At 64.3% G+C, this 20397-nt stretch carries 18 protein-coding genes; 5 read left to right on the forward strand and 13 right to left on the reverse strand.

From position 1 onward, the window contains the following. Window positions 1–85 precede the first annotated feature (85 nt). The 3 genes from C3F42_RS22650 to C3F42_RS22660 all read left to right on the forward strand — a co-directional run bounded on the left by C3F42_RS22650 (window position 86) and on the right by C3F42_RS22660 (window position 4080). Entirely contained in the window at window positions 86–574 is a 489-nt protein-coding gene (locus C3F42_RS22650; protein ID WP_038706762.1) for an RNA polymerase sigma factor, read from the forward strand. A 17-nt stretch (window positions 575–591) separates the two neighbouring features. After that, a complete protein-coding gene (locus tag C3F42_RS22655) occupies window positions 592–1554 on the forward strand; it encodes a FecR family protein (RefSeq protein WP_104444936.1) in 963 nt (320 codons plus the stop codon). A gap of 108 nt (window positions 1555–1662) precedes the next feature. Then, the gene (locus tag C3F42_RS22660) at window positions 1663–4080 is read left to right on the forward strand and encodes a TonB-dependent siderophore receptor (RefSeq protein ID WP_104444937.1); all 2418 of its coding nucleotides are present in this window, start codon (window positions 1663–1665) and stop codon (window positions 4078–4080) included. 40 nt (window positions 4081–4120) lie between these two features. Here C3F42_RS22660 and C3F42_RS22665 read toward each other — a convergent pair whose 3' ends face one another. The 4 genes from C3F42_RS22665 to C3F42_RS22680 are packed head-to-tail and all read right to left on the reverse strand — an operon-like array spanning window position 4121 to window position 7563. Further along, on the reverse strand, window positions 4121–5278 hold the full coding sequence (locus C3F42_RS22665; protein WP_104444938.1) for a betaine/proline/choline family ABC transporter ATP-binding protein: 1158 nt from the start codon (window positions 5276–5278) through the stop codon (window positions 4121–4123). Continuing rightward, window positions 5275–5928, reverse strand: coding sequence for an ABC transporter permease (locus tag C3F42_RS22670; RefSeq protein WP_023630617.1), 654 nt, complete (start codon window positions 5926–5928; stop codon window positions 5275–5277). The genes C3F42_RS22665 and C3F42_RS22670 overlap by 4 nt, the downstream gene beginning before the upstream one ends. Further along, complete coding sequence (locus C3F42_RS22675; protein WP_023630618.1) at window positions 5925–6836, reverse strand: glycine betaine ABC transporter substrate-binding protein; 912 nt, start codon at window positions 6834–6836, stop codon at window positions 5925–5927. Before C3F42_RS22675 ends, C3F42_RS22670 begins: the two co-directional genes overlap by 4 nt. Window positions 6837–6849: 13 nt before the next feature. Then, the gene (locus C3F42_RS22680) at window positions 6850–7563 is read right to left on the reverse strand and encodes an ABC transporter permease (protein ID WP_038706760.1); all 714 of its coding nucleotides are present in this window, start codon (window positions 7561–7563) and stop codon (window positions 6850–6852) included. A 480-nt stretch (window positions 7564–8043) separates the two neighbouring features. Between C3F42_RS22680 and C3F42_RS22685 the strand changes: the two genes are divergently transcribed. Continuing rightward, window positions 8044–9627, forward strand: a complete 1584-nt coding sequence (locus C3F42_RS22685; RefSeq protein WP_023629783.1) for a peptide chain release factor 3 — start codon at window positions 8044–8046, stop codon at window positions 9625–9627. 103 nt (window positions 9628–9730) lie between these two features. Here C3F42_RS22685 and C3F42_RS22690 read toward each other — a convergent pair whose 3' ends face one another. The 4 genes from C3F42_RS22690 to C3F42_RS22705 all read right to left on the reverse strand — a co-directional run bounded on the left by C3F42_RS22690 (window position 9731) and on the right by C3F42_RS22705 (window position 13519). Next, entirely contained in the window at window positions 9731–10810 is a 1080-nt protein-coding gene (locus C3F42_RS22690) for a polyamine ABC transporter substrate-binding protein (protein WP_023629782.1), read from the reverse strand. Window positions 10811–10862: 52 nt separating this feature from the next. Then, window positions 10863–11204, reverse strand: coding sequence for a cupin domain-containing protein (locus tag C3F42_RS22695; RefSeq protein ID WP_104444939.1), 342 nt, complete (start codon window positions 11202–11204; stop codon window positions 10863–10865). A gap of 33 nt (window positions 11205–11237) precedes the next feature. Continuing rightward, window positions 11238–12644, reverse strand: coding sequence for an FAD-binding oxidoreductase (locus tag C3F42_RS22700; protein WP_104444940.1), 1407 nt, complete (start codon window positions 12642–12644; stop codon window positions 11238–11240). Between the two features lie 65 nt (window positions 12645–12709). Further along, window positions 12710–13519 (reverse strand): AraC family transcriptional regulator, encoded by an 810-nt coding sequence (locus C3F42_RS22705; RefSeq protein WP_104444941.1) that lies wholly within the window; start codon window positions 13517–13519, stop codon window positions 12710–12712. A gap of 244 nt (window positions 13520–13763) precedes the next feature. Between C3F42_RS22705 and C3F42_RS22710 the strand changes: the two genes are divergently transcribed. Further along, a complete protein-coding gene (locus C3F42_RS22710) occupies window positions 13764–14672 on the forward strand; it encodes a hypothetical protein (RefSeq protein ID WP_094011711.1) in 909 nt (302 codons plus the stop codon). Window positions 14673–14823: 151 nt separating this feature from the next. Here C3F42_RS22710 and C3F42_RS22715 read toward each other — a convergent pair whose 3' ends face one another. The 5 genes from C3F42_RS22715 to C3F42_RS22735 form a co-directional block, all read right to left on the reverse strand. Continuing rightward, a complete protein-coding gene (locus C3F42_RS22715) occupies window positions 14824–15792 on the reverse strand; it encodes a peptide ABC transporter ATP-binding protein (protein ID WP_104444942.1) in 969 nt (322 codons plus the stop codon). Beyond that, window positions 15792–16760, reverse strand: a complete 969-nt coding sequence (locus tag C3F42_RS22720; RefSeq protein ID WP_023632049.1) for an ABC transporter ATP-binding protein — start codon at window positions 16758–16760, stop codon at window positions 15792–15794. Before C3F42_RS22720 ends, C3F42_RS22715 begins: the two co-directional genes overlap by 1 nt. Before the next feature lie 10 nt (window positions 16761–16770). Further along, window positions 16771–17697: an ABC transporter permease subunit gene (locus C3F42_RS22725; protein ID WP_038706756.1), complete on the reverse strand. Its 927-nt coding sequence runs from the start codon at window positions 17695–17697 to the stop codon at window positions 16771–16773. Between the two features lie 10 nt (window positions 17698–17707). Further along, the gene (locus C3F42_RS22730) at window positions 17708–18718 is read right to left on the reverse strand and encodes an ABC transporter permease subunit (protein ID WP_023630501.1); all 1011 of its coding nucleotides are present in this window, start codon (window positions 18716–18718) and stop codon (window positions 17708–17710) included. 76 nt (window positions 18719–18794) lie between these two features. Beyond that, window positions 18795–20390 carry an ABC transporter substrate-binding protein gene (locus tag C3F42_RS22735; RefSeq protein WP_104444943.1) on the reverse strand — a complete coding sequence of 532 codons (1596 nt, stop codon included), beginning with the start codon at window positions 20388–20390 and terminating at the stop codon, window positions 18795–18797. Window positions 20391–20397 lie beyond the last annotated feature (7 nt).

Here is a 20397-nt window from a genome sequence, read left to right on the forward strand (position 1 = left end):
GTCGTGCAAGGGACATGTCGATTGCCGTCCTTGATGAGAAACATTACTATTCGCGACCTCATCTGCCTCCCTGACGACCCCGACCGTGTCCGGACCCAAAGGCTTCCTCGACCATTACCAAGAGCTGATCGGCACCTGGACGCGCAAACTGCGCAGTCGACAGCAGGCCGAGGACCTCACCCACGATGCTTTTGTGCGGGTGCTGGAAAACCCGCGCGAGCAGGTCGAACAGCCACGCGCCTATCTGCACCAGACCGCCCGTAACATCGCCGTCGACGGCTTTCGCCGCGAGGACCGGCGCCAGGCCCTGGAGCTTGAGACCTTCGCAGGGGGCATGGCCGCAGGGGACGACCCGGAAGCGTATGTACATGCCCTGGAACTGGCCGACAGCGTCGAGCGTGCGCTGGCCGAGCTGCCGCTGAATTGCCGCAGGGTGTTCATCTGGCAGAAGCTCGAAGGCCTGACCCAGGCCGAAATTGCCGAGCGCATGGGTTTGACTAAGAACATGGTCGAAAAGTATATGATCCGCACGCTCCGACATCTGCGTGAGCACCTGGATGTGTCGGCCAGATGAGTCAGGAGACCCCTTCGATGAAACAGCACGCGCCCGATCCCGTGGGCGAGCAGGCGGCCAGCTGGTTCGCCCGCGCCCAGGACGCGCCGCACGACAATGCCGTGCAGGCGGCGTTGCAGGCGTGGCTGGCGCAGCACCCCTCAAATCGGCAAGAGTACGAGCGCGTGGCGCAACTGTGGCGCGCCGCCGACTTCATTCCGCGTCAACGCCTCGAAGCGCTGTGCCAGCCCGAGCCGGTACGTCAGTTGCCGCGCCGCCGCCTGCTGCGCCAGGCATTGGCGGCCGGCGTGGCGGTGGTCGCGCTGGGGCTGGGCTGGACAGGTTGGCAGTATCAACAGCTCAACCATAAGGACACGTTGACTACGGCCCTGGGCGAGCGGCGTCAGGTCGAACTGCCGGACGGTTCACGGCTGGAGCTCAACAGTGCCACCCAGGTGCAGGTGATGTTCTCTGCGGGGCAGCGCCATGTGCGCCTGGGCGCGGGCGAGGCGATGTTCATCGTCGCCCATGACAGCGATCGTCCCTTCGTGGTGAGCACTGCCCAGGGCGATGTCACCGTCACCGGCACCCGCTTCGATGTACGCCAGGATCCGAACAGCACCCGCGTGGCGGTGGAGCAAGGTTCGGTGAAGGTACAGGGCGCGGGCGAGTCGCTGGCGCTGCTCACTGGGGGCCAGGGTTCGCATATCGATGCGCAGGGCAAGGTCGCCGCGCCCTATGCCATCGATGCCAACGCGGTGACCGCCTGGCGCCAGGGCAAGCTGGTATTCGACAACGCGCCGCTGAGCGATGTCGTGGCGGAAGTCTCGCGCTACCGTGCCCGGCCACTGCATGTGGCGCCCGGCAAGGCCGCCGCGCTGCGCCTGTCGAGCACCTTCAGCACTGACGACCCGGACGCCCTGTTGCGGGCCTTGCCGAGCATCCTGCCGGTGCGGGTGAAGACCCTTGCGGACGGCTCCAGCGAAATTGTTCTGAAATAGATTCAGGTTTTTTTCCGTTCGTTCGTCTTCCCCGCCAGCTGCAACTGCCAAGCATTTCCATTTGCGTGCGGTTGGCGTTTATCCCGACTCTCAGGACCCATCGAAGACGTGAACAACAATAATTCCCTTCTCCAGCTGCGCCGCCTGGCGCTGGCCCTGGCGGTCAGCGCCGCCGCCGGCAACAGCTACGCCGACAACATCCAGATCCAGGCCCAGCCATTGGCGGGCGCGCTCAAGCAATTGGGCCAGCAGACCAACCTGCAACTGTTCTTCAGTCCCGAGCTGGTGGATGGCAAGCAGGCCCCGGCGGTGTCCGGCAACCTGGCGCCGGAGCAGGCCCTGCAGCAACTGCTGCAAGGCAGCGGGCTGACCTTTGAGCAGTCCGCCGACACCGTGGTGGTCAAGCCGGCCCAGGCCGCTGGCACCCTGACCACCGGTAGCCTGGAGCTGGCGCCCACCGATATCAAGGTGGTCGGGGACTGGCTGGGCGACGCCGAGCAGAGCGTGGTGCAGAATCACCCGGGCGCGCGCACCGTGGTACGCCGTGAAGCGATGGTGGAGAAGGGCACGATGAACGTGCGTGACGCCCTGCGCGGTATCCCGGGCGTGCAGGTGCAGGATTCCAACGGCACCGGTGGCAGCGACCTGTCGCTGAATGTCGGCGTGCGTGGCCTGACGTCGCGCCTGTCGCCGCGTTCGACGGTGTTGATCGATGGCATCCCGGCAGCCTTCGCCCCCTACGGTCAACCACAGTTGTCGATGGCGCCGATCTCCTCGGGCAACCTCGACAGCATCGATGTGGTTCGTGGTGCAGGCTCGGTGCGCTATGGCCCGCAGAACGTCGGTGGGGTGATCAACTTCGTCACCCGGGCGATCCCCGAGAAGGCCAGCGGCGAGCTGTCCACCACCCTCGAGACTTCGCGCGATGGCGGCTGGAAGCACACCGAGTCGGCCTTCGTCGGCGGCACCGCCGACAACGGCATGGGCGTGGCGTTGCTGTATACCGGCGTGAATGGCGATGGCTATCGCGAAAGCAACAACGACAACGATATCGACGATGTGATGCTCAAGACCCACTGGGCTCCGACCGATGTCGATGAGTTCTGGCTCAATTTCCACTACTACGACGGCCGTGCCGACATGCCGGGCGGCCTGACCCAGGCCCAGTACGATCACAACCCGTACCAGTCGGTGCGCGACTACGACTACTTCAGCGGCCGGCGCAAGGACGTGTCGTTCAAGTGGCAGCGGCAGATCGACGATGCCACCCAGTTCGAGGTGCTGACCTACTACACCGACAGCTTCCGTGGCAGCGCCATCGCCGCCCGCGACCAGAAGACCCTGTCGTCGTATCCGCGCAACTACCACACCTTCGCCATCGAGCCACGCCTGTCGCGGATCTTCTTCGTCGGCCCGACCACCCAGGAAGTCAGCGTCGGCTATCGCTACCTGAAGGAAGCGATGCGCGAGCAGTCCACCCGCCTGGCGCTGGTCGACAACGTGCCGACCGTGACACCGACCTCCGACGGCCATGTGTTCCAGGACCGCAGCGGTGGCACCGAGGCCAGCGCCTACTACATCGACGACAAGATCGACGTCGGCAACTGGACCATCACTCCGGGCATCCGCTTCGAGCACATCAACACCGACTGGCGCGACCGACCGGTGCTGGACGCCAACTACCGTCCGGTGCCGGAGAAGAACCGTAGCATCACCAGCAACGAACCGCTGCCGGCGCTGAGCGTGATGTACCACATGTCCGACGCCTGGAAGCTGTTCGCCAACTACGAGACCTCGTTCGGCAGCCTGCAGTACTTCCAGCTGGGCCAGGGCGGCGTTGGCGACAGCACGGCAAACGGCCTGGAGCCGGAGAAGGCGAAGACCTACGAAATCGGCACGCGCTATGACAACGGCCACTGGGCCGGTGAGCTGACAGCCTTCTACATCGACTTCGACGATGAGCTGCAATACATCAGCAACGATGTCGGCTGGACCAACCTCGGGGCGACCAAGCACCAGGGCATCGAGGCTTCGGCGCGCTACGACCTGTCCGGCCTGGACCCACGCCTGCAGGGGCTGTCGGTGAATGCCGGCTACACCTACACCCGTGCCACCTACGAGGGGGAGATCCCTGGTTTCAAGGGCCGTGACCTGCCGTTCTATTCGCGCCAGGTAGCCACCGCCGGCGTGCGCTACGAGGTCAACCGCTGGACCTGGAACCTGGATGCCTACGCCCAGTCGAAGCAGCGCGCGCCGGGCACCGGGATGAACGCCAATGGCAGTTTCAACGGCAACTACATCACCGAGCCAAGCGCCGACGGGCAGTATGGCGATATTCCGGGCTACGTCACCTGGCATGCCCGGGGGGGCTATGCGTTCGGGCCGCAGCTGTCGAACCTGAAGCTGGCCGCCGGGGTGAAGAACCTGTTCGACAAGCAGTATTTCACCCGCTCCAGCGACAACAACGCGGGGATCTATGTGGGTGAGCCGCGCACGTTCTATGTGCAGGCCAGTGTAGGGTTCTGATCCAAGATTGCCGGGGCGCAAAGCGCCCCCCGGCTTTCTATCAGGAGGTCACTGCCTCGGCCGGCGACACGATCGAGGTCTTCGCTCCGCGCGAGCGCCCAGAACTCAGGTACGCCGCAATCGACTCCTGCGTCACCTCGCCCAGGAACACCTGCTCGGCATCCAGCACCGGCAACCACGCCCGGTTGAACTCGTACATGCGCGACAGCAGGATGCGCAGGTGCTCGTCGTGCGCCGCGGTGGCATTGAACGGACGCAGGAAGGCACCGCAGGTTCCTTGCTGGCGGTGCATGTCGCGGCGGCGCACATAGCCCAGCGCCTTGTTCGCGGCGTCTGTCACCACTGCATAACGGCGGTCGTGCTCATCCAGCAGCTCCAGCGCCTCGCTCACCGGTGTTTCCGGGCTCAGCGACGGCGCGTTGTCCGCCGCATCCTCGGCGCGCACCAGCAGCAGGCGCTTCAGGGTGCTGTCCTGGCCGACGAAGTTGCTGACGAAATCGTCCACCGGGTGTGCCAGCAGGGTGTCCGGGTGATCCAGTTGCAACAGCTTGCCAGCGCGGAAGATGGCGATCTTGTCGCCCAGCTTGATGGCTTCGTCGATGTCATGGCTGACCATGATCACCGTCTTGTTCAGTGCCCGCTGCATCTCGAAGAACTCGTTCTGGATCATCTCGCGGTTGATCGGGTCGACCGCGCCGAACGGTTCGTCCATCAGCAGCACCGGGGCCTCGGCGGCCAGGGCGCGGATCACGCCGATGCGTTGTTGCTGGCCGCCGGACAGTTCACGCGGGTAGCGTTGCAGGTACTGCTTGGGCTCGAGCTTGATCATGTGCATCAGCTCGCGGGCGCGGTCATGGCATTTCTGCTTGTCCCAGCCGAGCAGGCGCGGCACCACGGTGATGTTCTCCTCGATGGTCATGTTGGGGAACAGGCCGATCTGCTGGATCACGTAGCCGATACGCCGGCGCAGCGTCACCTCGTCCAGGCCGGTGGTGTCCTCGCCATCGATGAACACTTGCCCGGAGGTCGGGGTAATCAGGCGGTTGATCATCTTCAGCGTGGTGCTCTTGCCGCAGCCGGAGGGGCCGAGGAACACGCAGATTTCGCCTTCGTTGACGGTGAGGCTTACCGAGTCGACGGCTTTGACGTCCTTGCCGTTGACGTTGAAGGTCTTGCTGAGGTTCTTCAGTTCGATCATGAGCGCAGTCCTTCTGGAGTCAGGGCACGTTGCAGGGCTTGCAGGAGCAGGTCGGCGATGATCGCCAGCAGGCTGACCAGCACCGCGCCGACCAGCAGCATCGACATGTCGCTGCGGCTGATGGAGGTGAGAATGAGCACGCCCAGGCCGCCGGCACCGATGGTCGCGGCGATGGTCATCACGCCGATGTTCATCACCACGGCGGTGCGCACACCGGCGAGGATCACCGGCACGGCGATGGGCAGCTCGACCATGCGCAGGCGCTGGCCGAAGGTCATGCCGATACCGCGGGCGGCTTCACGAATACCGGGCTCGACGTTGGTCAGGGCCAGGTAGGTGTTGCGCAGGATCGGCAGCAGTGAATAAAGGAACACCGCGGTGATTGCCGGCAGCGGCCCCAGGCCCTGGCCGAATTTCGAGTAGAACGGCAGCAGCAGGCCGAACAGGGCGATGGAGGGGATGGTCAGCAGCACCGTGGCGCTGGCCTGCAGGGGGCCGGCGAACACCGGGAAGCGGGTCATCAGGATGCCCAGCGGCACGCCGACAAGGATCGCCAGGCTTACCGCGATGCCGACCAGCATGATGTGCTGCCAGGTCAGTTGCAGGACCTGTGCCCAGTCGAGGTGGGCGAAGGTGTCGAGCAGGTTCATGGCTGTACCTCGCTGAGTGGGTGCTCACGCAGGAACGCGGCGGCCACCACCGTCGGGCTCTGGTGCTCGACATCGACCTTGGCGTTGAGCTGGCGCATGGTCTCGTCGTCCAGTTGCTCGGCCAGCGGCTTGAGCAGGGTGGCCAGGCGAGGGTGGGCGTCGAGCACGGCCTGGCGCAGTACCGGGGCGGCGGTGTAGTCGGGGAAGTAGTGCTTGTCGTCCTCCAGCAGCTTGAGGTCGAACGCGCTCAAGCGCCCGTCGGTGGTGTAGACCAGGCCGGCGAACACCTGGTTGTTGCGCATGGCGGTGTACACCAGGCCGCCGTCCATCTGGCGGATGTTGCGCCGGTCCAGCGGCAGCTCGTACAGCTCGCGCAGGCCGACCAGGCCATCCGGGCGGTTGGCGAACTCGGTGTCCAGCGCCACCAGGTGGTTGCGGTCGGGCTCGTCACGCAGCACCTGGTTGAGGTCGCTGATCGAGTTGATCTGCGGGTAGGCCTCGGCGACGGCCTTTGGCAGGCCCAGGGCGTAGGTGTTGCTGAACTTCGACGGAGTCAGCCAGACCAGGCCCTTTTTCGCGTCGAGTTCTTTCACTCGCGCATAGGTGGCTGCGGCGTCGGGCATGCGCTCGTCGATATGGTTGTACGAGACCAGCGATACGCCGGTGTATTCCCACATCAGGTCGAGCTGGCCGGTTTCCTGGGCCTGGCGGGCGATATTGCTGCCCAGGCCGGTGGTCACCCGCACATCGAAGCCGTTGGCGCGCAGATACTGGGCGGTGATCTCGGCGAGCACGGTCTGTTCGGTGAACACCCGGGCACCGATGCGCAGCTGTGGTTTTTCCGCTGCCTGGGCAACGCCTGCGCAAAGCAGGGCCGCGCCCAGGAACAAGGCGATGGTTTTCTTCATGCTTTGCCTCTTGTTATTGGGCCAGGCCACGTTCCAGCCAGCGCTTGCTGGAGAAACTCACCAACGCATCGAGCGCCAGGGCCAGCAACGCCGTGCAGGCGGCGCCGAGCAGCAGCTGCGGTTGGTTGTTCAGGGCGATGCCGGGGAAGATCAGGCTGCCCAGGCTGTTGGCGCCGATCAGGAACGCCAGCGGCGCGGTGCCCACGTTCAAGGCCAGGGCCACGCGCACGCCGCCGACGATGATCGGCACGGCGTTGGGCAGCTCGACCTGCCACAACTGCTGGCGCGCGGTCATGCCGATGCCGGTGGCGGCTTCCTTGAGCGAGGCGGGGACGTTTTTCAGGCCCTCGTAGGTGTTGCGCACGATGGGCAGGAGGGAGGCGAGGAACAGTGCGAAGATCGCAGGACCTGCGCCGATGCCCAGGATACTCAGGGCAATGGCCAGGACGGCCAGGGGAGGAATGGTGTTGCCAACGTTGAACAGCTGCATGAAGCGCTCGGCCTTGTCGACCCGATGCGGTCGACTCAAGGCAATGCCGGCGGGGATGCCCACGGCCAGCGCCGCCGCCATCGAAGCCAGCACCAGGATCAGGTGCGCTTGCAGGTAGAACCCAAGATCGTCGCGGTAGCGGGCGATCGTGTCGATGCCGATCCAGTGGACCAGCAGGGCCAGGATGACGAGCACGGCGGCCCATCCCAACAGCCCTTTTCCGTAGCGTGCAGCCACAGGCGGACTCCTTTTTTATAGTCGGCGATCACACCCCCGTGCGGCCGGCCATTCCTGGCGGCGGGTGGTGTGCTCGCGAGTAGCAGCCGATGCGCGGCATCAGGCCATGAGCCGAACCCCGTCGGGCTCGTGAAGCAGGTGAAACCAGCCCTGAAGCGAAGCGGCTTGCAGGGGAGTGGACGTCTCCGTGAGCGTAAAGGTTCCCATCTGGGGCGGCATTTGGCCAGTGTTAATCACTGGGCTCTAGGAATTTTTACGCGAAAAAAAAGCGCGGATATTACGTGGAGGCGTTGAAGTACCTGCTATCGAGGCGTTTGCCGACGCGACGTTGGATGGCCCTGGGCTAGGCGATGTATGCGTGGCTGTCGTGATTCCTCGAATGCCATGTTCGGGCCGCCTTTCGTATCTTCGGTTTTGGCCCGCGCCCCGACTTCAGGTATGATATCGCCCCTTTTTGAATCCCCAGTCAGGCGATTTCCCATGACCAACCAGGCCGCCGAAGTCGCGAAGCGCCGCACTTTCGCAATCATTTCCCACCCCGACGCCGGTAAGACCACCATCACCGAGAAGCTCCTGCTGATGGGCAAGGCCATTGCCGTCGCCGGTACCGTGAAGTCGCGCAAGTCCGACCGCCACGCCACCTCCGACTGGATGGAAATGGAGAAACAGCGCGGCATCTCCATCACCACCTCGGTGATGCAGTTCCCCTACCGCGAGCACATGATCAACCTGCTCGACACCCCCGGCCACGAAGACTTCTCGGAAGACACCTACCGCACCCTGACCGCGGTGGACTCGGCGCTGATGGTGCTCGACGGCGGTAAAGGCGTCGAGCCGCGCACTATTGCCCTGATGGATGTGTGCCGCCTGCGCGACACGCCGATCGTCAGCTTCATCAACAAACTCGACCGTGACATCCGCGACCCGATCGAACTGCTCGACGAAATCGAGGCGGTGCTGAAGATCAAGGCCGCGCCGATCACCTGGCCGATCGGTTGCTACCGCGACTTCAAGGGCGTGTATCACCTGGCCGGCGACTACATCATCGTCTACACCCCGGGGCATGGCCACGAGCGCACCGAGGCGAAGATCATCGAGAAGCTCGACTCCGATGAAGCCCGCGCTCACCTGGGTGACGAGTACGACCGCTTCCTCGAACAACTCGAGCTGGTGCAGGGCGCCTGCCACGAGTTCGACCAGGACGCGTTCATCAACGGCCAGCTGACCCCGGTGTTTTTCGGGACCGCATTGGGCAACTTCGGTGTCGACCATGTGCTCGACGCGGTTGTCGACTGGGCGCCGCGCCCACTGGCCCGTGTCGCCCACGAGCGCACCGTGGAACCGGTGGAAGAGAAATTCACCGGCTTCGTGTTCAAGATCCAGGCGAACATGGACCCGAAACACCGTGACCGTATCGCCTTCATGCGCATCTGCTCGGGCAAGTACGAGAAGGGCATGAAGATGCGCCACGTGCGTACTGGCAAGGACGTGCGCATCGGCGATGCCCTGACCTTCTTCTCCTCCGAGCGCGAGCAGCTGGAAGAGGCCTATGCCGGCGACATCATCGGCCTGCACAACCACGGCACCATCCAGATCGGCGACACCTTCACCGAAGGCGAGGCGCTGGGCTTCACCGGCATCCCGCACTTCGCCCCTGAGCTGTTCCGCCGCGTGCGCCTGAAGGACCCGCTGAAATCCAAGCAGCTGCGCCAGGGCCTGCAGCAGCTGGCCGAAGAGGGCGCGACACAGGTGTTCTTCCCCGAGCGCAGCAACGACATCATCCTCGGCGCGGTCGGTGTGCTGCAGTTCGACGTGGTCGCCAGCCGCCTGAAGGAAGAGTACAAGGTCGAGTGCGCCTATGAGCCGATCACCGTCTGGTCGGCGCGCTGGATCAGCTGCGACGACAAGAAGAAGCTCGAGGAATTCCAGAACAAGGCGGTGGAGAACCTGGCCATCGACGGCGGTGGTCACCTGACCTACCTGGCCCCGACCCGGGTCAACCTGGCGCTGATGGAAGAGCGCTGGCCGGATGTGAAATTCCGCGCGACTCGCGAGCACCACTAAGAGCAGCTGCAAGCTTCAAGCTGCGAGCGTCAAGAAGAGGCGGGCCCGGAAAGGCCCGCCTTTTTCTTGTCGCTTGCAGCTTCAAGCTTGTAACTGACGTATGTCAGTTGCCGGCTTTTATGCTGGTCCAGATCCGCGTCCTGATGCGGTCGATCTTCGCCGGCATTGCTTCCAGCGCATACAACTTGCCCATCACGTCGTCACTCGGGTAGATCATCGTGTTGCCCTTCAGCGCCGGGTCCACCAGCGCATCCGCCTGCTGGTTGCCATTGGCGTACTGCACGAAGTTGCTGATGTTGGCCATCACTTCCGGCTGCAACAGGTAGTTCATGTACGCATACCCGGCCTTCTCGTCAGGTGCATCGGCCGGCATGGCCACCATGTCGAACCACATCGGCGCGCCTTCCTTCGGGATCGAGTAGCCCACCTTCACCCCGTTCTTGGCCTCCTCGGCACGGTTCTTCGCCTGCAGCACGTCGCCTGAGAAACCCACCACCAGGCACACGTCGCCATTGGCCAGGTCGCCGGTGTACTTCGAGGAATGGAAGTAGCTGATATACGGGCGCACCTGCATCAGCAACGCCTTGGCCTTGTCGTAGTCCGCCGGGTTCTGGCTGTGGTGGGGCAGGCCCAGGTAGTGCAGGGCGATCGGCAGCAGCTCGGGGCCGTTGTCCAGCACCGCCACGCCGCAGCTCTTTAGCTTGGCGAGGTATTCGGGCTTGAAGAACAGGTCCCACGAATCGATGGGCGCATTGTCGCCGAGCACCGCTTTGACCTTGTCGATGTTGTAGCCAATGCCGGTGCTGCCCCACAGGTACGGGAAGCCGTACTGGTTGCCCGGGTCGTTGACCTCCAGGGCCTTGAGCAGCACCGGGTTGAGGTTCTTCCAGTTGGGCAGTTGCGACTTGTCCAGCTGCTTCAGGGCCTTGCCCTGGATCTGCCGGGCCATGAAGTGGTTGGAGGGGAATACCACGTCGTAGCCGGAGTTGCCGGTCATCAGCTTGCCGTCGAGGGTCTCGTTGCTGTCGAACACGTCGTAGGTGGGATTGATGCCGGTGGTTTGCTGGAAGTGCTTCAGGGTGTCCGGGGCGATATAGCTCGACCAGTTATAGATCTTCACCGAGTCGGCGGCACTGGCCACGCTGGCGGCCAGCATCAGGGGAGCGAGAAGGAGAGTGCGCATGTCGGGGTTACCTTGCTTTGTCTGTTGTTATCGAAGGCAGGCGATCAGCGGATCAGAAAATGAGGACGTAGGTCTTGCGCACGGTCTCCTGGATATCCCAGGTGCCGAGGCTGTTGGCCGGTAGCATCAGTGCGTCTCCGGCTTCTATGACCAGGGGCTCGCCACCGTCGGGGGTGAAGGTGCAGCGGCCCTTGATGAAATGGCAGAACTCCTGCTGCATGATCTGCCGCCGCCAGCGCCCCGGGGTGCATTCCCAGATACCGGTCTCGACGCCGTCGTTGCGTTCGACGCAGGTGACCGAAGTCACTGCGACCGGCTCGCCGAGGGGCATGGCGACCGGGGTGCTGCTGTCCAGGATGGCGCTGTCGGTGTGCTTGAACTGGGTGATGCTCATGACCAGTGGATCCTGTGTGGTGGTGAGGGGAAGTCAGTGCATGAAGCCTTCCATGAAGTCGGCCAGCCCACTGGCCAGGCGTCGCCGCCAGGGCGCGCTGGCGGGGTTGGCGAGGGTCCGGTCCTCGTGGACGAAACTCTGGATGATCGCGTTGTAGCCCAGCCAGCGGCACGGCTCGGGTGGCCAGCTGGCCAGGCTCGACAGCGGGCGGTTGTCGTGCACCCAGGGCTGCGCGGTCAGTTCGTTGTGCTGACCGAGGATCAGCGCGGCCAGGGTGCGTCCACCGAGGTTGGTGGCGCCGACACCCTCGCCGCCATAACCGCCGGCCAGGGCGATGCCGCGCTGGCGGTCGCAGAGCATGTGGGGGCGGAAACGCCGGGCCATGCCGAGGTTGCCGCCCCAGGAGTGGGTGATGCGTACGTGCTTGAGCTGTGGGAACAGTTCGCCGAACAGGTAGCGGCGCAGCTCCACCTCGTCGGTGGTCAGGGTGAAATCCTCGCGCAGACGGCCTCCGAAGCGATAGCCGCCGCGGGCACCGAACACCAGGCGGTTGTCGGCGCTGCGCTGGCCATAGGTGACCTGGCGGCTGTTTTCGCTGAAGGCCTGGCCCTGGCCCAGGCCGATCTGCTCCCAGGTCGACTCCGGCAGCGGCTCGGTGGCCACCAGCAGGCTCTGTACCGGCAGCTGGTGCCGCCCGAGCGGTGGCAGGCTGGCGGCGTAGCCTTCCACGGCCGGCACCACCCAGTGGCTGCGGATGCGTGCCAACGGGGTGCGCACTTCGCCGGTCTGCCAGTCTATGGCTGGGGTGTTCTCGTAGATCGGCACGCCCATGGCCTCGACCGTCCGTGCCAGGCCACGCACCAGCCTGGCCGGTTGAATGGTGGCGACGTGCGGGCTGTAGAGGGCGCCGTAGGGGTTGCTTACCTTCAGCTGGGCATCCAGCTGTTCCGGACGCAGCCAGCGGTAGTCGTCTTCATTCATGCCCTGGCGGTAGAGGTCGTCGAGCCAGGCGCGCAGGTTGCGTTCCTGTTCCGGGTAGCGGGCGGCGCAGTAGAGCACGCCGCCTTTGCGGTAGTCGCAGGCGATGCCTTCGCGCAGCAGCACGTCGTGGACTTCGTCGGGGATGCCGTGCAGCAGGTCGATGCTTTCACGCCGTTGCTGCGGCGAGAGCGTGGCCAGCAGGCGGTCCTCGCCCAGCAGGTTGCCCATCAACCAGCCGCCATTGCGTCCGGAGGCGCCGAAGCCGGCGATGTTGGCCTCGATCACCGCGATGTTCAACTGCGGCGCCTGGCGCTTGAGGTAGTAGGCCGTCCACAGGCCGGTGTAGCCGGCGCCGATGATGCACACGTCGAGATCCAGGTCCTGGCGCAGGGCCGGGCGCGCGCACAACGGCTCGTCGAGCTGGTCCATCCACAGGCTGATCGTGCGCAGGGGTTGCATCGGGTCGGCCTCCACATCCGTTCAAGGTATGTGGACGATCCTAGTGAAGCGCGGTGAGGGCTGTCTTACGTGCGTGCACGCAGGGAAATTTGCTTGAGGTAGGCCTTGGGCGACAGGCCGGTGTGTTCGCGAAAGCACTTGTAGAACGCCGACAGCGAATTGAAACCGGCGTTGAACGCCAGGTCATCGACGGGCGCCGTAGCGCAGCTATTGTCCAACCGGCTCAGCAGGTGCTGCAGGCGGGCCTGGTTGACGTAGCGGTAGAAGCTCTGGCCAAGCACCTGGTTGAGCAGGTAGGAAATCTGGTTGCGGCTGTAGCCGCTTTCGTCGGCGACCTGCTGCAGGTCCAGTTCAGGGTCAAGGTAGGGGCGTTGGGCCTGGAAGTAGTGCTCCAGGTCCTGGGCCATGGTCGACAGCTGGCGTGGCGACAGGCCAAGCCGGCTGGTGGCCGGGCGCGGACCACCGGCGGGCCTGCCCTTGGCATCGCCGCGCACCAGCGTGGCGTATTCGTTGACCTGCCAGATCAGCCCGTCCCTGACCGTGATCGCCTCGCTGGACTGGAACGCCACCAGGCCGTCGCCGCCTTGTACGGTGACCTGGTACTGGATGAACGCGGTGCAGCCATCGACGCGGATGCGGTCGCTGTGGACGATGTCCTCCCCGGCCTCGTGGGGCAGGCTGGCGCGCACGTAGTCGCGCAGCTGGCTGAAACCGAGCACGCGGTTCTGGAAGAAGTCGTGGTACTGGATATCCGGGTGGTACAGGGCCATCACCCCGTCCAGGTCGCGATGCTTCCAGCACAGGTGGTAGCGCATGACGGTGGCGGCGGTGAGCGGGGTCTGCCCAGGGCCGTCGGGGACGGTGGTGATAGACATGCCGTGGATGGTGCCTCGCCGCGTCCCGGTCTGACAAGAACCAGCCCGTGTGCACAGGTCGCAGCCAGGGTTGCAGAAGGCCCTGCCGTTTCCGACCCGATCTGGCATTTTGCATGATGTTCAGATGTTGCCTACAAGCCAACCGCCTGATTTATAAAGAAGTCATGTTTTGACACAAAGTGGCACAGCCCCTGCACTGCCTTACCCGAGAAAGGACCTCCCCCTCAGATAAAGGCGTCGAATCATGATCACACCTGCCGACTACCCCACCAACGACCCCAATCGCTCCGGTGTTTCCTGGGCCGCGATATTCGCTGGCGCAGCAGCAGCGGCGGCCTTGTCCCTGATCCTGTTGGTACTGGGAACAGGATTGGGCCTGGCCGCTACCTCGCCTTGGGCCGACGAAGGCGCCAGCGCCAAGGCGCTTGGGATTTCCACCATCATCTGGCTACTGATCACACAGATACTGGCCTCGGGCCTAGGTGGTTACATCGCCGGTCGCCTGCGGATGAAATGGGCCAACCTGCACGGTGATGAAGTGTATTTTCGGGACACTGCACATGGCTTCCTGGCGTGGGCGGTTGCCACGCTCGTGGCGGCCATGCTGGTGCTCGGTACTGCTGGCAACTTGCTGGGCGCCGGCGCCACCGCTGTGTCCGGAGCGGCTACAACTGCCGCTGCGGGCGTGGCTGGCAGCGACAGCCAGGGCAAGGACCCGATGGGCTACTTCGTCGATAGCCTGTTCCGTGCTCAAGGCCCGGTGGCGGTCAGTGACGACGCTGCAAATGGTGTGGCAGCGCGTATTCTGACCCGCTCGCTGGCTCAGGGCGGCACGCTTGCGCCGGAGGACCGGACCTACCTGGCCCAGGTGGTGGCCCAGCGCACTCGCCTGACCCAGCCCGAGGCCGAAGCACGCGTTGATCAGGTCTATGCGCAACTGCAGCAAGCCAAGGTCGAAGCCAAGCAAGCTGCGGATGCTGCGACAAAGGCTGCGGCCTGGACCGCGTTGTGGACCTTCGTCGCCCTGCTTTGCGGCGCCTTCTTCGCCAGCCTGGCGGCACTCTTCGGTGGCCGGCAGCGTGATCGGGTTCAGTGGCTCGAAGCCAGTCAAGCAGACTACAACTTGCGCCACGCCTCCGCACCGATTCGATAACCCGCACAGGAACAAGGAGAAACATCATGCGCTCATTATTGCTGTGGATGCTCGGGGTACCTATTCCGGTGATCATCCTGATTGCACTGTTCATGCACTGAGAAATGAAAACGCCGCCCCCGAAGGGCGGCGTTTTCATTGGCGCATAACGCTACAGGAACTGCTCGGCGTAGTGGCAGGCCACCTGCCGCGTGCTCACTTTGCGCAACGCTGGGACTTCCTTGGCGCATCGTTCGGTGGCATACGGGCAACGTTTGTGGAAGGCACAGCCATCCGGCGGGTTCAACGGATTGGGCAGCTCACCGGCAATGCGGATCTTCGGTTTCAGCGGATCTGGATGGATCGCCGGGGTCGCAGACAACAGCGCCTGTGTATATGGGTGCAGCGGCTTGTCGTAGATGTCCTGCTTGGGCCCCATCTCCGCTGGCCGACCGAGGTACATGACCAGCACCTGGTCCGCCACATGGCGCACCACCGCCAGGTTGTGGGAGATGAATACGTAGGCGGTGTTGAACTCCTTTTGCAGGTCCATGAACAGGTTCAACACCTGGGCCTGGATTGACACGTCCAGCGCCGAGGTCGGCTCGTCGGCCACCAGTACCTTGGGTTGCAGCATCATCGCCCGGGCCAGGGCGATGCGCTGGCGTTGACCGCCAGAGAACATGTGCGGATAACGCTGGTAGTGCTCGGGGCGCAGGCCCACCTGCTCCATCATCTTCTGCACTTTCTCGCGGCGTTCCGCCTTGCTCAGCGAGGTATTGATCAGCAGCGGTTCGGCCAGCTGGTCGCCGATCTTCTGCCGTGGGTTGAGCGAGGCATACGGGCTCTGGAACACCATCTGCACGTCACGGCGCAGCTGTTTGCGCTGGTCCTTGCTGGCGCCCTTTACCTCCTGGCCGGCGATCTGCAGCGAACCGGAGGAAGGCTCCTCGATCAGGGTCAGGGCCCGCGCCAAGGTCGACTTGCCGCAACCGGATTCACCGACCACGGCCAGGGTCTTGCCGGCCTCCAGTTCGAACGACACGCCATTGAGCGCTCGCACCAGCGCTTGGCCCTTGAACAGGCCGCGGGATACTTCGTAGTGGCGGGTCAGCTCACGAGCGGAAAGTACGACGGCCATCACGCCACCTCCTGGTTCAGCGGATAGAAGCAACGCACCAGGCTGTGGGCCTGGGGATCGAGGGGCGGGCGCTGCCGGCGGCAGTTTTCCTGCACATAGGGGCAGCGCGGCGACAGCAGGCAGCCTTGTGGGCGGTCATAGCGGCCGGGGACGATGCCAGGCAGGGTGGCCAGGCGTTCGGCGCCGATGCTGTGCTCGGGAATGGCCGCCAGCAGCGCTTCGCTGTAAGGGTGGGCGGGTACGTCGAACAGCTCGGGCACCTGGCCTACTTCGACTGCTTGCCCTGCGTACATCACACACACGCGCTTGGCGGTTTCGGCGACCACGGCCAGGTCGTGGGTGATCAGAATGAGCGCCATGTTGCGCTCTTTCTGCAGGTTGACCAGCAGCTCCATGATCTGCGCCTGGATGGTTACATCCAGCGCGGTCGTGGGTTCATCGGCGATCAGCAGTTTCGGCTCGCCGGCGATGGCCATGGCGATGGCCACGCGCTGGCTCATGCCGCCGGACAGTTGGTGCGGGTAGGCGTCGAGGCGGCTTTCGGCAGCCGGGATCTCGACCTTCTTCAGCAGTTCCAGGGCGCGCTGGCGCGCAGCCTTGCCCTTGAGGCCGAGGTGCTGGCGCAGCACTTCCTCGATCTGGTAGCCCACGGTGTAGCTGGGGTTGAGCGCGGTCATCGGGTCCTGGAAGACCATCGCGATGTCCTTGCCCACCACCTTGCGGCGCTGGCGGCCGCTGAGCTTGAGCATATTGGTGCCGGCGAAGTCGAGCACGTCCGCGGTGATGCGCCCGGGGGCTTCGATCAGCCCCATCAGCGCCATCATGGTCACCGACTTGCCCGAGCCAGATTCGCCGACGATGGCGAGGATCTCGCCGGCATCCACGCTCAGGTCGAGGCCGTCCACCACAGGCACGGCATTGGCGTCGCCGAAGCGCACGTTCAGGTTGTTGATCTGCAACAGTGACATGGCGATCTCCTCAGGCGGCGTTCTTGAGTTTCGGGTCCAGCGCGTCGCGCAGGCCGTCGCCCATCAGGTTGATTGCCAGCACACTGAGCAAAATGGTCAGGCCGGGCAGGCTAACCACCCACCAGGCGCGTTCGATGTAGTCGCGAGCTGAGGCCAGCATGGTGCCCCACTCGGGGGTTGGCGGCTGCACACCGAGGCCGAGGAAGCCCAGGGCTGCGGCGTCGAGGATCGCCGAGGAGAAGCTCAGGGTAGCCTGCACGATCAGCGGCGCCATGCAGTTGGGCAGCACGGTGACGAACATCAGTCGCGGCAGGCCGGCACCGGCCAGGCGCGCGGCGGTGACGTAGTCACGGTTCAGTTCGCCCATCACCGCGGCGCGGGTCAGGCGCACGTAGGACGGCAGCGAGACGATGGCGATGGCGATCACGGTGTTGATCAGGCCTGGGCCGAGGATGGCGACGATGGCCACGGCCAGCAGCAGCGAGGGCAGGGCCAGCATCACGTCCATCAGACGCATGATCGAGGGGCCGAGGATCTGCGGGAAGAAGCCGGCAAACAGGCCCAGCAGGATACCCGGGATCAGCGACATCACCACCGACGACAGGCCGATCAGCAGCGACAGTCGAGCGCCCTGGATTAGCCGCGAGAGCAGATCGCGGCCCAGCTCATCAGTGCCGAGGATGAATTGCCAGGTACCGCCTTCGAGCCACACTGGCGGCGTGAGCAGGAAGTCGCGGTATTGCTCGCTGGGGTTGTGCGGCGCCACCCAGGGGGCGAACAGGGCGCAGAACACCACCAGGCACATGAACGCCAGGCCGGCCACCGCGCCTTTGTTGCGCGAGAAGGCCTGCCAGAATTCTTTATATGGCGAGGGATAGAGCAAGCTTTGGTCGACCACGCTGGGCGGGGTGACGGATTTTGGAATCGGGCTGGTCATGGCGTAGTCCTCAGCGCTGATGACGGATGCGTGGGTTGGCCAGGCCGTAGAGGATGTCCACGACGAAGTTGACCAGGATCACCAGGCAGGCGATCAACAGGATGCCGTTCTGGACCACGGGGTAGTCACGGGCACCGATGGCTTCGATCAGCCATTTACCGATGCCCGGCCAGGAGAAGATGGTTTCGGTGAGCACGGCGCCGGCCAGCAGCGTGCCGACCTGCAGGCCGAACACAGTGAGTACCGGGATCAGCGCGTTGCGCAGGCCGTGGATGAATACCACGCGCGACGGCGACAGGCCCTTGGCGCGGGCGGTACGGATGTAGTCCTCGCGCAGCACTTCGAGCATCGACGAACGGGTCATGCGGGCGATCACCGCCAGCGGGATGGTGCCCAGCACGATGGCGGGCAGGATCAGGTGCATCAGCGCATCCTTGAACGCGCCTTCCTCGTCGCTGAGCAGGGTGTCGATTAACATGAAGCCGGTTTTCGGCTCGATGTCGTAGAGCAGGTCGATGCGCCCGGAGACCGGCGTCCAGCCCAGGCTCACCGAGAAGAACATGATCAGGATCAGGCCCCACCAGAAGATCGGCATCGAGTAGCCGGCCAGGGAGATGCCCATCACCCCGTGGTCGAACAGCGAGCCGCGCTTGAGCGCGGCGATCACCCCGGCCAGCAGGCCGATGACCCCGGCGAACAGCAGGGCGGCCATGGCCAGCTCCAGGGTTGCCGGGAACAAGGTGAGGAATTCGTTCCATACGCTTTCACGGGTGCGCAGGGATTCGCCCAGGTCGCCCTGGGCGAGCTTGCCGACATAGTCCAGGTACTGGGCCGGCAGTGGCTTGTTCAGGCCCAGGCGCTCCATGGCCTGGGCATGCATTTCGGGGTCCACCCGGCGTTCGCCCATCATCACTTCGACGGGGTCGCCGGGGATCAGGCGTATGAGCGCGAAGGTCAGCAGGGTGATACCGAAGAAGGTCGGAATCAGCAGACCCAGGCGTCGGGCAATAAAACTCAACATTGTCAGGGGTACCTCATCAGCCGGAAACGGCGTGCCGCCGGGGCCTCTTGCACAAGGTCCGGCGGCTGTTGTTGTTCTACTTCACCTGGGTGGTGGCGAAGTTGTTGTTGGTCAGTGGGTTGATCACATAGCCTTCGACGTTCTCGCGCATGGCGGTGAACATCTTCGGGTGGGCCATGCTGATCCACGGTTGGTCTTCATCGTACACCGCCAAGGCCTCGTTATAGAGCCTGGCGCGTTCGTCGTTGTCGATCACTTCGCGGGCGCGGGTGATCAGGTCCTGGAATTTCTGGTTGCACCAGCGTGCATAGTTCTCGCCGCTTTTCACCGCGTCACAGCTGAGCATCGGCGTGAGGAAGTTGTCCGGGTCGCCGTTGTCGCCGGCCCAGCCCGCCGACACCAGGTCGGCCTCGCCCTTCTTGGCGCGACGCAGCATCTCGGCCCATTCCATCACGCGGATGTCGAGCTTGATGCCGATCTTGGCCAGATCCGACTGCAGCATTTCGGCGGACAGGCGCGGGTTGGGGTTGGTCGGGCCACCGCCGTTGCGGGTGAACAAGGTGATCACCGTGCCCTCCGGCACGCCGGCTTCCTTGAGCAGGGCGCGGGCCTTGTCGAGGTCATGGGGTGGGTTCTTGTTGTCGGTGTTGTAGCCGATCATGGTCGGTGGATACGGGTTGACCCCAACCAGGGCGTTGCCCTTGCCGAACAGCTGGTCGACGTGGGTCTGGCGGTCGAAGGCCATGTCGATTGCCTTGCGCACGCGCACATCGCTCAGGTATTTGTGCTGGGTGTTCATCGAGATGTAGCCGGTAACCAATGCTTCGATCTCGGCGACCTTGAGTTTCGGGTCGGTCTTGATACCCGGCACGTCGTCAGGCTTGGGATAGAGGGCAATCTGGCATTCGTTGGCGCGCAGTTTCTGCAGGCGCACGTTGCTGTCGGTGGCGATGGCGAAGATCAGCGCATCGGCAGGTGGCTTGCCACGGAAGTAGTCCGGGTTGGCCTTGTAGCGGACGTTGGCGTCCTTGTTGTAGCGCTGGAACACGAACGGGCCGGTGCCGACCGGCTTGCTGTTGAGGTCGCCGGTCTTGCCGGCCTTGAGCAACTGGTCGCCGTACTCGGCGGAGTAGATCGAGGTGAAGGCCATGGCCAGGTCGCGCAGGAAAGGCGCTTCCGGGCGGGTCAGGGTGATCACCACGGTGTGATCGTTGGTCTTTTCGACCGACTTGAGCAGGTCCTTGAAGGCCATGCTCTCGAAGTAGGGATAGCCGACGCTGGTCTTGTCGTGCCACGGATGGTCTTTCTTCAACTGACGGTTCAAGCTCCACAGCACGTCATCGGCGTTGAAGTCGCGGGTGGGCTTGAAGTAGTCGGTGGTGTGGAACTTGACGCCTTCGCGCAGGTGGAAGGTGTAGACCAGGCCGTCGGGGCTGACGTCCCAGCTGGTGGCCAGGGCCGGTTGGATCTCGGTGGTGCCGGGCTTGAAGTCGACCAGGCGGTTGAAGATGGCCTCGGCCGTGGCATCGGCGGTGACGGCGGTGGTGTACTGGACGATGTCGAAGCCTTCCGGGCTGGCTTCGGTGCACACCACCAGCGGCTTGGCCGCCAGATTCGATGCGGCGCCCAGGATGACGGCTGCCAGGGCAGCACGTAGCGGTAGCAATTTCATGGAACCT

Origin of the sequence: Pseudomonas sp. PONIH3, from assembly GCF_002934345.1 — a bacterium.
GTDB classification, from domain to species: Bacteria; Pseudomonadota; Gammaproteobacteria; order Pseudomonadales; family Pseudomonadaceae; genus Aquipseudomonas; species Aquipseudomonas soli.